This window comes from Kitasatospora sp. NPDC001309, assembly GCF_042896295.1.
In the GTDB taxonomy this organism is placed as follows: Bacteria; Actinomycetota; Actinomycetes; order Streptomycetales; family Streptomycetaceae; genus Kitasatospora.
This window is the reverse complement of the sequence record NZ_JBIAXC010000042.1, coordinates 59165-72734: the sequence shown is the minus strand read 5'-3', so window position 1 is coordinate 72734 and position 13570 is coordinate 59165. Positions and strand designations below refer to the sequence as shown.

The 13570-nt window shown below is 74.8% G+C and carries 9 protein-coding genes and 1 pseudogene; 8 read left to right on the top strand and 2 right to left on the bottom strand.

Annotation, left to right across the window (positions count from 1 at the left end):
• The first annotated feature begins 169 nt into the window (after positions 1-169).
• The 6 genes and pseudogenes from ACFY2K_RS32890 to ACFY2K_RS32865 all read left to right on the top strand — a co-directional run bounded on the left by ACFY2K_RS32890 (position 170) and on the right by ACFY2K_RS32865 (position 9610).
• A complete protein-coding gene (locus ACFY2K_RS32890) occupies positions 170-1813 on the top strand; it encodes a succinic semialdehyde dehydrogenase (RefSeq protein WP_387716319.1) in 1644 nt (547 codons plus the stop codon).
• 68 nt (positions 1814-1881) lie between these two features.
• Positions 1882-3672, top strand: a complete 1791-nt coding sequence (locus ACFY2K_RS32885; RefSeq protein WP_375882172.1) for a GMC oxidoreductase — start codon at positions 1882-1884, stop codon at positions 3670-3672.
• A gap of 277 nt (positions 3673-3949) precedes the next feature.
• Positions 3950-5617: a hypothetical protein gene (locus ACFY2K_RS32880; RefSeq protein WP_387716317.1), complete on the top strand. Its 1668-nt coding sequence runs from the start codon at positions 3950-3952 to the stop codon at positions 5615-5617.
• A gap of 1217 nt (positions 5618-6834) precedes the next feature.
• Positions 6835-8403 (top strand): glutamine-hydrolyzing GMP synthase, encoded by a 1569-nt coding sequence (gene guaA / locus ACFY2K_RS32875; RefSeq protein ID WP_387716315.1) that lies wholly within the window; start codon positions 6835-6837, stop codon positions 8401-8403.
• A gap of 172 nt (positions 8404-8575) precedes the next feature.
• Positions 8576-9109 (top strand): annotated as a pseudogene (locus ACFY2K_RS32870) (DoxX family membrane protein); the annotation flags it as partial.
• Between the two features lie 42 nt (positions 9110-9151).
• Positions 9152-9610 carry a ubiquinol-cytochrome c reductase iron-sulfur subunit gene (locus ACFY2K_RS32865; protein ID WP_380521322.1) on the top strand — a complete coding sequence of 153 codons (459 nt, stop codon included), beginning with the start codon at positions 9152-9154 and terminating at the stop codon, positions 9608-9610.
• Positions 9611-9625: 15 nt separating this feature from the next.
• Here the strand turns inward: ACFY2K_RS32865 and ACFY2K_RS32860 are convergent, their stop codons facing one another.
• Positions 9626-9835, bottom strand: coding sequence for a hypothetical protein (locus ACFY2K_RS32860; RefSeq protein WP_375882181.1), 210 nt, complete (start codon positions 9833-9835; stop codon positions 9626-9628).
• Positions 9832-11253, bottom strand: a complete 1422-nt coding sequence (locus ACFY2K_RS32855; RefSeq protein WP_380521195.1) for a PspC domain-containing protein — start codon at positions 11251-11253, stop codon at positions 9832-9834. The genes ACFY2K_RS32860 and ACFY2K_RS32855 overlap by 4 nt, the downstream gene beginning before the upstream one ends.
• Positions 11254-11516: 263 nt before the next feature.
• On the opposite strand from ACFY2K_RS32855, the gene ACFY2K_RS32850 reads away from it, so the two are divergent.
• Both ACFY2K_RS32850 and ACFY2K_RS32845 read left to right on the top strand, forming a co-directional pair.
• Positions 11517-12872, top strand: coding sequence for a PspC domain-containing protein (locus ACFY2K_RS32850; protein WP_380521319.1), 1356 nt, complete (start codon positions 11517-11519; stop codon positions 12870-12872).
• Positions 12865-13542 carry a LuxR C-terminal-related transcriptional regulator gene (locus ACFY2K_RS32845; protein ID WP_375882185.1) on the top strand — a complete coding sequence of 226 codons (678 nt, stop codon included), beginning with the start codon at positions 12865-12867 and terminating at the stop codon, positions 13540-13542. Before ACFY2K_RS32850 ends, ACFY2K_RS32845 begins: the two co-directional genes overlap by 8 nt.
• Positions 13543-13570: the final 28 nt, after the last annotated feature.

Genomic DNA, 13570 nt, shown 5'->3' with positions numbered 1-13570 from the left:
CGACCCGCTGAGCCCGACCCGCTGAGCCCGATCCGCTGAGCCCGACCCGCTGGGCCCGGGAGGGGGGGAGCGGGCCGTACGGGCGGAGCGCCCCGCTTTCGCCCGACTGCGGCAGATTCTTGTTACCGACGGGTACCGCACCGGGGCCCGAAGGCCTAGGCTGCGCCGTATGTCGGACCTCACAGCAGATGCAGTGGCCACCGAACACCCCGGCGCCGCCCCGGCGGACGGCAACCCGGCCGCCCCCGGCGGGGGCCGGACCGTCGCGACGGCCGTGCCCCGGTCCCTGGTCGAGCGGCTGGCCGGCGGGGTCACCGCGACCGGCGAGCCCAGTCTGGTGGAGACCGTCGCCCCGCTGACCGGTGAGCGGCTGGCCGGTCTGCCGCAGTCCACCCCGGCCGACGTCGAGGTCGCCTTCCAGCTGGCCCGCCGCGCCCAGGCGGCCTGGGCCGCACTGCCGGTGCGCCGCCGGGCCGCCGTCCTGCTGCGCTTCCACGACCTGCTGCTCAAGCGGCAGGACGAGGTGCTGGACCTGGTGCAGGCGGAGACCGGCAAGGCCCGGCTGCACGCCTTCGAGGAGGTGCTGGCCGTCGCCATGGCCGCCCGGCACTACGGGCGCGCCGCGCAGGGCTACCTCAAGGACCGGCGCCGCGGCGGTGCGCTGCCGGTGCTCACCCACACCGTGGAGGCCCGCCGCCCCAAGGGCGTGATCGGCCACATCTCGCCGTGGAACTACCCGCTGGAGCTGTGCGTCGGCGACCTGCTGCCCGCCTTCGTGGCCGGCAACGCCGTCGTCAACAAGCCCGACACCCAGACCGCGCTGACCGGCCTGTGGGCCCGCGAACTGCTGATCGAGGCGGGGCTGCCGGCCGACCTGTGGCAGGTGGTGATCGGCGACGGCCCGGTGATCGGCCCCGCCGTGGTGGAGCACGCCGACTACGTCTCCTTCACCGGCTCCACCCGCACCGGCCGCGAGGTCGCCCAGCGCGCCGCCGCCCGGCTGGTCGGCGCCTCGCTCGAACTCGGCGGCAAGAACGCCATGCTGGTGCTCTCCGACGCCGACCTGGAGGCGGCCGCCGCGGGCGCCGTCCGGGCCTGCTTCTCCTCGGCCGGGCAGCTGTGCATCTCGATCGAGCGGCTGCTGGTGCACCGCTCGGTGGCCGACCGCTTCCTGGAGCTGTTCGTCGCCCGCACCAAGGCGCTGCGGCTGGGCGGCGGTCTGGCGTACGGCGCCGACATGGGCTCGCTGGTCTCCGCCCGGCAGCTGGACACCACCACCCGGCACGTGGACGAGGCGGTCAAGGCCGGTGCCGTGGTGCTCGCCGGCGGGCGGGCCCGGCCCGACCTCGGCCCGTACTTCTACGAACCCACCGTCCTGGACGGGGTGACCCCGGAGATGGCGGTGTGCGGCGAGGAGACCTTCGGCCCGGTCGTCTCGGTCTACCGCTTCGACACCGAGGAGGAGGCGGTGGCCGCCGCCAACTCCACGCCGTACGGCCTGAACTCCAGCGTCTGGACCAGGGACCTGCGGCGCGGCCGGGCGGTCGCGGCCCGGCTGCGCACCGGGACGGTCAACGTCAACGAGGCCTACGCGGCCGCCTACGGCTCGGTCGCCGCGCCGATGGGCGGCATGGGCGACTCCGGTCTGGGCCGGCGGCACGGCGCCGACGGCATCCTGCGGTTCACCGAGGCGCAGACCGTCTCGACCCAGCGGCTGATGCCGATCGCGCCCTCGTTCGGCCTGGACGACAAGCAGTTCGCCGCCGTGATGACCGGCGGGCTGCGGGCGCTCAAGGCGCTGCGGTTCAAGTAGCGGTGCCCCCGGCCGGGGTTCCCCCGACCGGTCCGACCCCCTTTTTCGACCCCGAGGAGCAGAGGCAGATGGTGGAGTCCGGCGGTGCGGCGGAGTTCGACTACGACGTGGTCGTGGTCGGCTCCGGCTTCGGCGGTTCGGTCGCGGCGCTGCGGCTGACCGAGAAGGGCTACCGGGTCGCCGTCCTGGAGGCCGGGCGGCGCTTCGAGCGGGACGAACTGCCCCGCAACTCCTGGGACCTGCCGAACTACCTGTGGGCGCCGCAGCTCGGGCTGTACGGCATCCAGCGGATCCACCTGCTGGCCAACGTGCTGATCCTGGCCGGCGCCGGGGTCGGCGGCGGTTCGCTGAACTACGCCAACACCCTGTACGTGCCGCCGAAGGCCTTCTTCGAGGATCGCCAGTGGCGCCACATCACCGACTGGCAGCAGGAGTTGGCGCCGTTCTACGACCAGGCGCAGCGGATGCTCGGGGTCCGGCTGAACCCGACCGTCACGCCGTCCGACGTCCACCTCAAGGCGGCGGCCGAGCAGATGGGCGTCGGGGACACCTTCCACATGGCGCCGGTCGGGGTCTTCTTCGGGGACGGCAAGGACACCGACGGCACCGCCAAGGGCGCGCCCGGCGAGGAGGTCGCCGACCCGTACTTCGGCGGGGCCGGCCCGGCCCGCAAGGCCTGCGTGGAGTGCGGCGAGTGCATGACCGGCTGCCGGCACGGCGCCAAGAACATGCTCACCGAGAACTACCTGTACCTGGCCGAGCAGGGTGGCGCGGAGATCCACCCGCTCACCACCGTGGCCCGGATCCGGGAGTCCGGGGGCGGCTTCGCGGTGGACGTGCGGCGCACCGACTCCCGGTCGAGGACCGACCGGGTCAAGGCGGGCGCGCGGACCCTCACCGCGGCCCGGGTGGTGGTCGCGGCCGGTACCTACGGCACCCAGTCGCTGCTGCACCGGATGCGCGACGCCGGCCACCTGCCCCGGATCTCCGCCCGGCTCGGCGAGCTGACCCGCACCAACTCCGAGGCGCTGGTGGGCGCGCAGACCACCGACCGGCGCTACGGCGCCAAGGCGGACTTCACCAAGGGGGTGGCGATCACCTCCTCGATCCACCCGGACGCCAACACCCACATCGAGCCGGTCCGCTACGGCAAGGGCTCCAACGCGATGGGCGCGCTGTCGATCGCCCAGGTCAAGGGCGGTGGGAAGGGCCCGCGCTGGCTGCGCTACCTGGGCAACTCGGCGCTCCACCCGGTGACCTTCGCCCGGTCGATGAACCAGCGCGGCTGGTCCGAGAAGACGATCATCGGCCTGGTGATGCAGTCGCTCGACAACTCGATCACCGTCTCGCTCAAGAAGGGCCCGCTCGGCAAGCCCCGGCTCACCTCCAGCCAGGGCCACGGCACCCCCAACCCGACCTGGATCCCGGCCGCCGAGAAGGGCGCCCAGGCGCTGGCCGACGAGATCAACGGCTTCGCGGGCAGCACCGTCGGCGAGATCTTCGACATCCCGATGACCGCCCACTTCCTCGGCGGCTGCCCGATCGGCGACGCCCCCGAGACCGGCGTGGTCGACCCGTACCACCGGCTGTACGGGTACCCGGGGATCAGCGTGGTGGACGGCTCGGCGGTCTCCGCCAACCTCGGCGTCAACCCCTCGCTCACCATCACCGCGCAGGCCGAGCGCGCGATGTCGATGTGGCCCAACAAGGGCGAGGCCGACCGGCGCCCGGAGCAGGGCGGGTCCTACCACCGGGTCGCGCCGGTCGCACCGGTGCGACCGGCCGTGCCGGAGGGCGCGTTCGGCGCGCTGCGACTGCCGCTGCTGCCCGTCCCGGAGGTCCCGAAGAAGCAGGGCTGAACCCGCCCGGGAGGGCCAACCCGCCTGTGCCGCTTCCCGGTTGACAGTCGTTCGGGTCCGATGGGATAAACGGGCTCCCTGGGGGACCAGGAACTCGTCGAGCGGGGGGACTGCGGCCATGGCCAACTGCGCATCGTGCGGCGCGACTCGGGTGGTGGGGGCGCCCGCCTGCGGCTCCTGCGGTCGGCCGTGGGCGCCGCCGCCCCCGCCCCCGCCGTCTGCCGCGCCGCCGGTGCCGGTGCCGCTCGGACCGCCGGTACCGCCTGCCGCGCCGCCGGTGCCGCCGGCCGGGTACCTCCCGCCGCCGGGCGCCGGGTACCCGCCGGTCGGCGGCCCGCCCGCGCTGGGCAGCTGGGGCGCCGGCCGGCCGTACCAGCCGTCCTCGCCCGGCCGGCGGCTGCTGGCCGGCCCGGACTGGCGCCCCGCCCTGCGGGCCGCCGTCGCCCCGACCCTGGTGCTGCTGCTGGCCGCGCTGGTCGCGGCGATCCCGAGCGACTACACCTACGACCGGACCTTCCCGACGCCCGACTTCGGCGACCGCCTCCTCGCCACCCTGGCGATGGCGCTGAACGCGCTCGGGGCGCCGTTCCGGCTCGGCCTCCGGAGCCCGGTCGGCCGGGGCCGCTCGGAGGGCCTGGACGTCACCTTCTGGGTGGTGCCGATGACCGTCACCGTCCTGTGGGGCCTGGCCCTCTGGCTCGGCCTGCGGGCCGGGCGGCGCCGGCGCAAGGCGGACGGCACCCAGCTGACCCGCGGCCAGGCCGGCGGCGAGGCGCTGCGCACGGCGGTGGTGCTCGGCCTGGTGACCGCGGTGCTCGGCCTGGTCGGCAGCACCAGCTGGCAGCCCGCGACGGCCGCACGGAACCCGGACTACTACGGCACCGCGCTGAGCCTGGGGAAGCCGACGTACAGCACCGGCTCCGGCTGGCTCTGGGCGGTCGGCTGGACCGTCCTGCTCGGCGGGCTGCTGGCCTTCGCCGTCTACGGCACCGACGCGCTGCGCTGGGCCGCCTGGCGCAACCGCTCGGTGCGCGGCTGGGCGGTCGCGGCGCTGACGGCCGGCCAGGCGCTGGCGCTGACCCTGGGCCTGGCCTCGGTGACGGCCTTCGTGCTGGTCGCGGCCAACAGCGACCGGGGCTGGCAGACGGCGGTCTCGCTGGCCTTCCTGCCCAACCTCGGCCTGGGGCTGCTCGGCCTGGGCTCGGGCGCGACCCTCCGGGCGGGCACCAGCCTGGGCGGGGACGCCCCGGGCTGGGGCGATCCCGGCGGCCGCCGGACGGAGTTCTCCTTCTTCGACCTGCACGACCAGAGCGCCGACTGGCGCTGGGCCGCCCTGCTGGCGCTCGCCGGGGCGGTGCTGCTCGGCTGGACGGCCCACCGGCGGCGGCTGGACGCGGCCGACCGGGTCCGGCTGGCGGTGGTGTATGCCGTGCTGCTGACCGGGCTGACGGCGGCGTCCGGCGGGCTGACCAGCTCGGCGATGTCCTTCCTGGCGCCGGACTCCAGCGGCTGGGGCGGCTCGAACCGCTCGGTCACCACCCAGGACACCTCGGTCGGCCTGGTGTTCCTCGGCGTGCTGGTGGCCAGCGCGGTCTGGGCGGCGGTGGGTGCGCTGCTGGTGCCCGCGCTGCTGGCGGCGCTCGGCGGTCGCGACGCGGCGCTGTACGGCGCGGCGCCGTACGGCTCGGCGGCGTACGGGACGCACGGGACGCACGGGACGGTGCCGCCGGAGGCGCCGTACCCGGCGGGGCCGCCCTACGGAGCGGTGCCGGCCCAGGCGCCGCCGCCCGGGCCGGTGGCGGACGCGCCGGTGGCGGAGGCGTCGGTGGTGGCCGGGGTCAGCGAGGTGATCGGCTCGCACGAGGTGCCGCCGGCCCCGGCCCCCGCCGAGGCGCGGCCGGGCGAGGAGCCGGTGGACCCGACGGTCTGGCGCGACCACCCTTAGGGTCCGTCTTCAAACTCCCGTCTGCGGGCCGACGCCGGGGCACGCGCCTCGCCGCGTTGTCGTCGGTCGCCAATGCGCTGCATTGGGCTCCCTCCTCCGCCTTGCGATGCACGCACCCCAACGCCGCCCCGCCCGCCCTCCGGGCGAACGACGGGAGTTTGAAGACGAACCCTAGGGCCGGCGCCCGGCGGAGAAGCGTGCCGCGGAAAGGGCAAAGGGCCCCGCGGGGGAACGGGGCCCTTTGTCGCTCAGCACGCGGCGTCAGGGCTGCGCCGGTGCTGGGGGGTGACGGCGCCGGGGGAGGAGCGCCGTCGGGTCGGTCGGCTCGTGGTGCGCCCGTGCGGCGCCGGCGTGGGTGGCCGGTGGCGCGGGACGCGCGGCTCCGTGCGGCGTGGTCGGCGGGCAGGTCTGCGCCGGTCCCTCGCTCACGGAGCGTGAGGTGACGACCGCTGTCGTCGTTCCGGACGGCGACTGCGGAGGCCATGGTCCGGGGCCCCACGGGAGGCCTGCCGGCCGCCGGGAGAACCGGTCACACCGAGCATCGTGGTGGACGGAGGGGCCGTTCTGCAACCGATTCGGCACAGTTCGGCACAGTCCATTTACCGGCGGCACCGCGTCGAATGATCACGGTGAGTAGTGATCTGGGGGGTTGCGGCGCACGGGGACGCGCGTAGCAGCGCGGGACGGCGGGGGTGGTGCGCCCGGGGCGCGGCCCGGATCGAAGGGCGGATCGAAGGGCGGTGCGACGGCCGGTCCCGGGCGTCCCCGGGGAGCCGGCCGTCCCACCTCTCGGCCCAGTCGCGGCCGGGGTCGCTGTCCCCTGCTGGCCGGCCGCGGCACCCGCGCACGGTCCCACGGAGCCGCTCCCCGGCGGGCCGGGGCGGCGGCGCCACATGCGCCGGTGGACTGGGGTGAAGCTCCACGCGTGGTCCTGCACCCGCACGGCGGTGCCCCGGTCGGGGCGGTGGCGGCGCGTCTGGCGGACGCGGCGCACTCGTGCGGTCGTCAGAAGCAACGAAGGGCGGCCCCGCCCGGTCACGGTCCTTTGGACGTGCAGACGAGTGAAACCGGACAGCCCGGTAGAATCGGTGTCCAGACACCCACACCCGTCCGCCGCCGCTGCCCTCCGTCGGGGAGGCGGCTGCGCGCGACACCTCGATACCGCTGATACCGCTGCCGGAAGGCCGTCTGTGTCCTCTGCAATTCCCGTCCAGTCCGTGCCGGACAACGACACCGTCCTGGTGGTCGACTTCGGTGCCCAGTACGCCCAGCTCATCGCCCGTCGGGTGCGTGAGGCGCGGGTCTACAGCGAGATCGTGCCGAGCAGCATGCCGGTCGCCGAGATGCTCGCCAAGAACCCCAAGGCGATCATCCTCTCCGGCGGTCCGTCGTCGGTCTACGAAGAGGGCGCGCCGCAGCTCGACCGTGCGATCTTCGAGGCCGGTGTCCCGGTCTTCGGCATGTGCTACGGCTTCCAGCTGATGGCCAAGACCCTGGGCGGCACCGTCGACAACAGCGGCGCCCGCGAGTACGGCCGCACCCCGCTGAAGGTCTCCCGCACCGGCTCCACCCTGTTCGAGGGCGTCCCGGCGGAGCACTCGGTGTGGATGTCGCACGGCGACGCCTGCTCCGCCGCCCCCGAGGGCTTCACCGTCACCGCGTCCACCGAGGTGGTCCCGGTCGCGGCCTTCGAGAACGACGAGGCCCGGCTGTACGGCGTCCAGTACCACCCCGAGGTGCTGCACTCCGACCACGGCCAGCAGATCCTGGAGCACTTCCTCTACCGCGGCGCCGGCATCGCCCCGACCTGGACCACCGGCAGCGTGGTCGAGGAGCAGATCGCCCTGATCCGCGCGCAGGTCGGCAACAAGCGCGCGATCTGCGGCCTGTCCGGCGGCGTGGACTCCGCGGTCGCCGCGGCCCTGGTCAACAAGGCCATCGGCGACCGGCTGACCTGCGTCTACGTCGACCACGGCCTGATGCGCAAGGGCGAGACCGAGCAGGTCGAGAAGGACTTCGTGGCCGCCACCGGCGTCCAGCTCAAGGTCGTCGACGCCTCGGAGCGCTTCCTGGGCGCGCTCAAGGGGGTCACCGACCCCGAGGAGAAGCGCAAGATCATCGGCCGCGAGTTCATCCGGGTCTTCGAGCAGGCCCAGGCCGAGATCGTGGCCGAGGCCGGCGCCAACGGCGAGTCGGTCGACTTCCTGGTCCAGGGCACCCTGTACCCGGACGTGGTGGAGTCTGGCGGCGGCACCGGCACCGCCAACATCAAGTCCCACCACAACGTCGGCGGCCTGCCCGAGGACCTCCAGTTCCAGCTGGTCGAGCCGCTGCGCCAGCTGTTCAAGGACGAGGTCCGGATGGTCGGCCAGGAGCTGGGCCTGCCGGAGGAGATCGTCCAGCGCCAGCCGTTCCCGGGCCCGGGCCTGGGCATCCGGATCGTCGGCGAGGTCACCCAGGAGCGTCTGGACCTGCTCCGCGACGCCGACGCGATCGCCCGCGAGGAGCTGACCGCGGCCGGCCTGGACCGCGAGATCTGGCAGTGCCCGGTCGTGCTGCTCGCCGACGTGCGCAGCGTGGGCGTGCAGGGCGACGGCCGCACCTACGGTCACCCGATCGTGCTGCGTCCGGTCTCCTCCGAGGACGCCATGACCGCCGACTGGTCGCGCCTGCCGTACGACGTGCTGGCGAAGATCTCCACCCGGATCACCAACGAGGTCCGCGACGTCAACCGCGTCGTCGTCGACGTCACCAGCAAGCCGCCGGGCACCATCGAGTGGGAGTGAGCACTCCCCGCGAAGCCTGAACAGCCGCGCCGTCGTTCCCGTAGTGAAGGGAACGGCGGCGCGGCCGTTCTCGGCCCCGGCCCCGGTACGTCCCACCGAAAGCGTGCAGGAGCGGGCAGAATGCGGACCGGACCTGTCAGGGAGTGGCAGGCCGCGAGGGAAGGTGTGCGGGATGTCGGAGGTCAGCGACTCCGAGGCGATCGACGGAGGGCCGGCCGGCCGGGCCGACCGGGCGGCCCAGCGGCGGGCGTTCGCGTCCAGGTACGCGTTGCTGCCGCTGCGGCTGTTCCTCGGCGTCACCTTCGTCTACGCCGCCCTGGACAAGCTCTCCGACGCGCACTTCCTGGCCGGCGCCGGCGACCCGGCCTCCTTCGTCTCGCAGACGCAGGCCGCCAAGGCGGGCGGCAGCCCGATCGGCTTCCTGCTCGGCCCCGCGCTGGACTCGCCGACGCTGTCCGCGCTGGCCATCGCCTTCGGTGAACTGGCGGTCGGCCTCGGCACCCTGCTCGGCCTCTGGGGCCGGATCGCGGCGCTCGGCGGCGCGCTGATCAACGTCAGCCTGTGGCTGACCGTCAGCTGGAACGTCTCGCCGTACTACCTCGGCAACGACCTCGGCTACCTGATGGCCTGGACCCCGCTGCTGCTGGCCGGCACGCCGTACCTGTCGGTGGACGGCTACCTCGCCCGCCGGGCCGGCCGGGACCGCGAGCGCGGGCTGACCGAGGAGCACGTCAAGCGCCGGGCGCTGGTGGACGGCGGCATCGCGGCGGTCGCGATCGGCGGCGCCGGGCTGCTGACCGGCTCGCTCACCCGCACCTTCGGCCGCGGCGGCAAGGCCGCGCCCAAGCAGTCCGCGGCCCCGGCCCCCGGCGGCACCGCGACGGCGCCCGCCGCGCCCGCCCCCAGCGTCGCCGCGGCGAGCGTGCCGGTCGGCGGCTCGGCCCAGGTCAAGGACCCGGCCACCGGGGACGGCGTCTACATCGTGCAGCCCAAGGCCGGCCAGTACTGCGCCTTCTCCGCCGTCTGCACCCACTCCGGCTGCGCGGTGGACGCCCCGAAGAACGGCCAGCTGTACTGCCCCTGCCACGGCTCCCGCTTCGACGCCGCGACCGGCGCCGTGGTCAACGGCCCGGCGGTCAAACCGCTGCCCCGCTACGCCGTCAGCCGGAACGGCGACAAGCTGACCCTGGGCCCGCAGCAGAGCTGAGCCGCACGGCACGCCCTACTCGTCGCGGTCCGGCCGGCCCCGCCGGGCCACCGCGGCGACCGCGCCGGCCAGGCCGCCGACGCCGAGCACGATGAAGGTGACCGGGACGACGACGCGTCCGTTCACCGACCGGTCGTTGAGCGCCGCCACCAGGTAGAGCACGGCGATCACGGTGAACAGCCCGCCCGCGATCAGCGAGAACAGGTCGAGCCGGTGCTTCCTCACTGCTGGACCACCTTGATGTCGCCGATGCCGATGCCGAGTTGGAGATCGATGGTGCCCTTGGACGGGCGGCCGTCCACCGGGCCGAGCTGGTAGACGTGCCGTCCGGTGCCGCCGCCCTGGCCGCCGGGGACGGTCACGTTGCCCAGGCCGACCCGGGCGACCAGGTCCACCGTGACGTCGGCCGGCACGGTGACCACCAGTTCGCCGGCCCCGAGGTCGACCTTGGTGGCGACGGTGCCACCGGCCGGGTCCAGCCGGGAGAGGTCCAGCCGGATGTTGCCGGCGCCGAGGTTGTAGCGGTCCTTGAGGTCCGTGGCCGCGGCGACCGTCCAGGTGCGGTCGCCGACGGCGTCCTGCACGGTGTGCGGCGAGTGGCCGGCGAAGGCCAGCGCCAGGGTGGTCAGCAGGCCCAGCACCGCGAGCTTGCGGGCCTTGCCGAACTTCGCGGCCAGCAGCAGGGTCAGGCCGATCACCAGCAGCCCGGTGGCCAGCACCACGGTGCTCAGCCTGGTGACGTCGGTGTGGCCGACCGAGGCGGACCAGACCGCGGTGGCGGCGCCGATCGCCAGCAGGAAGCCGAAGAAGCCGAGCGGCGAGCGCTCCTTGGGGTGCCGGACGACGGCCGGCTCGCGCCGCTCCGGACGCTCCTTGCGCAGCGGGTCGCCGGCCGGGAGGTCGGCCCGCTGCCACCAGGCCTGGGCCGGGCCGCCCGGCGGCGGCACCTTGGGGCCCGCACCGGGCGGCGGGGTGCCGCCCTGGTCGGTGGCGCCGTACGGGTTGCGCTCGGGGTGGCGGGGGTCCCACAGGTAGCCGCTCGGGCCGGGGGCGGGGGAGTCGGCGGGGACGGTCCCGGCGGCCTGCGCGGCGGCGTGCCGGGCCCGGGCCTCGTCCGACGGCCAGCCCTGGCCCTCGGCATCGGGGAAGTGCCGGTCGTACGGGCCGCCGCGGCGGCGGCCGCGGCCCCGGAAGCCGCCGCGGCGGCGCTCCGGGTCGTAGCGCACCGCCAGGAAGACCAGGCCGCCGAGCAGCAGCAGCGGGAACAGCTGGTCGCCGTCGCCCATCGAGGAGAAGAACACCCCGGTGCCGATCACGGTCAGCAGGACCGCGCCGATCGACTGGCCGTCGACCCGGCCGGTCAGTACCCGCTGGAGCTCGGTGCGCCCGCCGCGGCCCTTGCCCTCGCCGGCCTCGGTCGGGACGATCAGCCAGGCCAGGCCGTACAGGAAGAGTCCGAGGCCGCCGGAGAGGCAGAGCACCACGGTGACCACCCGGAACACCACCGGGTCGATGTCCAGGTGCCGTCCGAGGCCGCCGCAGACGCCGGCCACCACGCGGTGGTGCTCGGTCCTGGTGAGCGGCGGGCGCTCCGGTTCCGGCGGGGCGGTGGGCCCGGCCTCCTGGATGTGGTCCTCGGTCATGGGCACCATCCTTCCGGCAGCGGGCGGGCGGACCCAACCGGGTAGGGCCCTGTCCCTACCCTGACTTCTCCCTGAGAGGACTGGGGGCGCCACCCTGATGCGCCCGGAGGCGCCCGCGTGGAACCATCGGTGACGTGGCAGCACCCGGTACCGATCCCCGCCCCCTCGCCCCCGACGCCGCGGCGCCGGCCGGCGCCGACCCGAACGCGCCCGCCGACGGTCGGCCGCCCTACCGCCGGCTCTACCGCAGCCCGCAGGGGCGGATGCTGGGCGGCGTCGCGCACGGCCTGGCGGTGCACCTCGGGCTGCCCGTCCGCTGGGTCCGGCTGGCCTTCGTGCTGCTGTTCTTCGCGCAGGGGATCGGGGCGCTGCTGTACGCGGCGTTCTGGTTCGTGGTGCCGATCGGCATCGGCGAGCCCTCGCAGCGCGGCGGCACCCACTGGGTGAACGTCAACGGCGTCTACGTCCCGACCTCGCCCTGGCTGCGGCCGGGCACCCCGGTGACCAAGTCGGGCGGCGGCGGGTGGGTCGGCCGGCTGCGCGAACTGCTCCAGCACGCGCTCCAGGGCGAGCCGGTCGCGGCCGCCACCGCCACCGCCGCGGAGGGCGAGGGCGAGGCCGGCACCCGGCCCGGCGGCCGGACCGGGCAGGGCGGCATCGGCCAGCTCGCCGCCCTGGTCATGGTCGTGATCGGCCTGATCGCGCTGCTGAACGTGCTCGGCTGGCAGACCGCCAAGCCGTACACCTGGCCGCTGCTGGCGATCGGCGTCGGCGTCGCGCTGGTCTGGCGGCAGGCCGACGACTCGCGCTGGCAGCGCTGGTTCGGCATCGAGGAGGGCGAGAAGCGCCGCAGCGCCTACACCCGGGTCGGCGCGGGCGTGCTGCTCGCGGTGGTCGGCACCATCGCGCTGCTCGCCATGCAGGGCAGCGGCTCCACCCTCGGCTCGGTGATCGAGGCCTCGCTCGCCGTGCTGGCCGGCGTGCTGGTGCTGCTCGGCCCGTACGGCCTGCGGCTCTGGCAGGACCTCGGCGCCGAGCGCACCGCCCGCATCCGGGCCCAGGAGCGCGCCGAGATCGCCGCGCACATCCACGACTCGGTGCTGCACACCCTCACCCTGATCCAGCGCCGGGCCGAGGACCCCAAGGAGGTGCTCCGGCTGGCCCGCTCCCAGGAGCGCGAGCTGCGGCTGTGGCTGTACCGCCCGGAGGCCGCCGCCGAGGCCGCGCCGGACACCATGGCGGAGACCCTGCGCGCCGCCGTCGCCGAGGTCGAGGACCGGCACGGCGTCCCGGTCGAGCTGGTCATCGTCGGCGACTGCCCGATGGACGAGAAAGTCGCGGCACAGATGCAGGCCGCGAGGGAGGCGACCGTCAACGCGGCCAAGTACGGTGGCGGGGGACCGGTCCAGGTCTACGCCGAGGTGGAGGGGAGGACGGTGTCGGTGTTCATCCGCGACCACGGACCCGGCTTCGACCCCGACACGGTGCCCGAGGACCGGATGGGCGTACGGGAGTCGATCATCGGCCGGATGAAGCGGCACGGCGGCACCGCGCGGGTGCGGCCGGCGGCGGGCGGCGGCACCGAGGTCGAGCTGGAGATGGAGAGAACGAATGACTGAGGCAGAGCCGGGGCGGACGGCCAGGGTCGTGCTGGTGGACGACCACCGGATGTTCCGGACGGGGGTCCGGGCCGAGATCGGCCGCACCGACGTGACCGGGATCGACGTGGTGGGCGAGGCCGACGACGTGGACTCGGCGGTCCGGGTGGTCGCCGAGACCAGGCCGGACGTCGTCCTGCTCGACGTCCACCTGCCCGGCGGCGGCGGCGTCGAGGTGCTGCGCCGCTCGGCCGGCGTGATGGGCGAGCAGGGGGGAGTGAAGTTCCTGGCGCTCTCCGTCTCGGACGCCGCCGAGGACGTCATCGGTGTGATCCGCGGCGGAGCCCGCGGCTACGTCACCAAGACCATCACCGGCACCGACCTGGTCGACGCGATCTTCCGGATCGGCGACGGCGACGCGGTCTTCTCGCCCCGGCTGGCCGGCTTCGTCCTGGACGCCTTCGCCGCCACCGACACCCCGCCGGTGGACGAGGACCTGGACCGGCTCACCCAGCGCGAGCGCGAGGTGCTGCGGCTGATCGCCCGCGGCTACGCCTACAAGGAGATCGCCAAGCAGCTCTTCATCTCGGTGAAGACCGTCGAGAGCCACGTCTCCGCCGTCCTGCGCAAGCTCCAGCTCAGCAACCGCCACGAGCTCACCCGCTGGGCCACCGCCCGCCGCCTGGTCTGACCTGCCGGCCGAGCCCGCCCGCCCCGGA

Excerpts from the sequence above, each read along its gene's own strand:
- ACFY2K_RS32845 (WP_375882185.1), top strand. The coding sequence starts at position 12,865 with ATGACTGAGGCAGAGCCGGGGCGGACGGCCAGGGTCGTGCTGGTGGAC.
- ACFY2K_RS32890 (WP_387716319.1), top strand. The coding sequence starts at position 170 with ATGTCGGACCTCACAGCAGATGCAGTGGCCACCGAACACCCCGGCGCC.
- ACFY2K_RS32850 (WP_380521319.1), top strand. The coding sequence starts at position 11,517 with ATGCTGGGCGGCGTCGCGCACGGCCTGGCGGTGCACCTCGGGCTGCCC.
- ACFY2K_RS32855 (WP_380521195.1), bottom strand. The coding sequence starts at position 11,253 with ATGACCGAGGACCACATCCAGGAGGCCGGGCCCACCGCCCCGCCGGAA.
- ACFY2K_RS32885 (WP_375882172.1), top strand. The coding sequence starts at position 1,882 with ATGGTGGAGTCCGGCGGTGCGGCGGAGTTCGACTACGACGTGGTCGTG.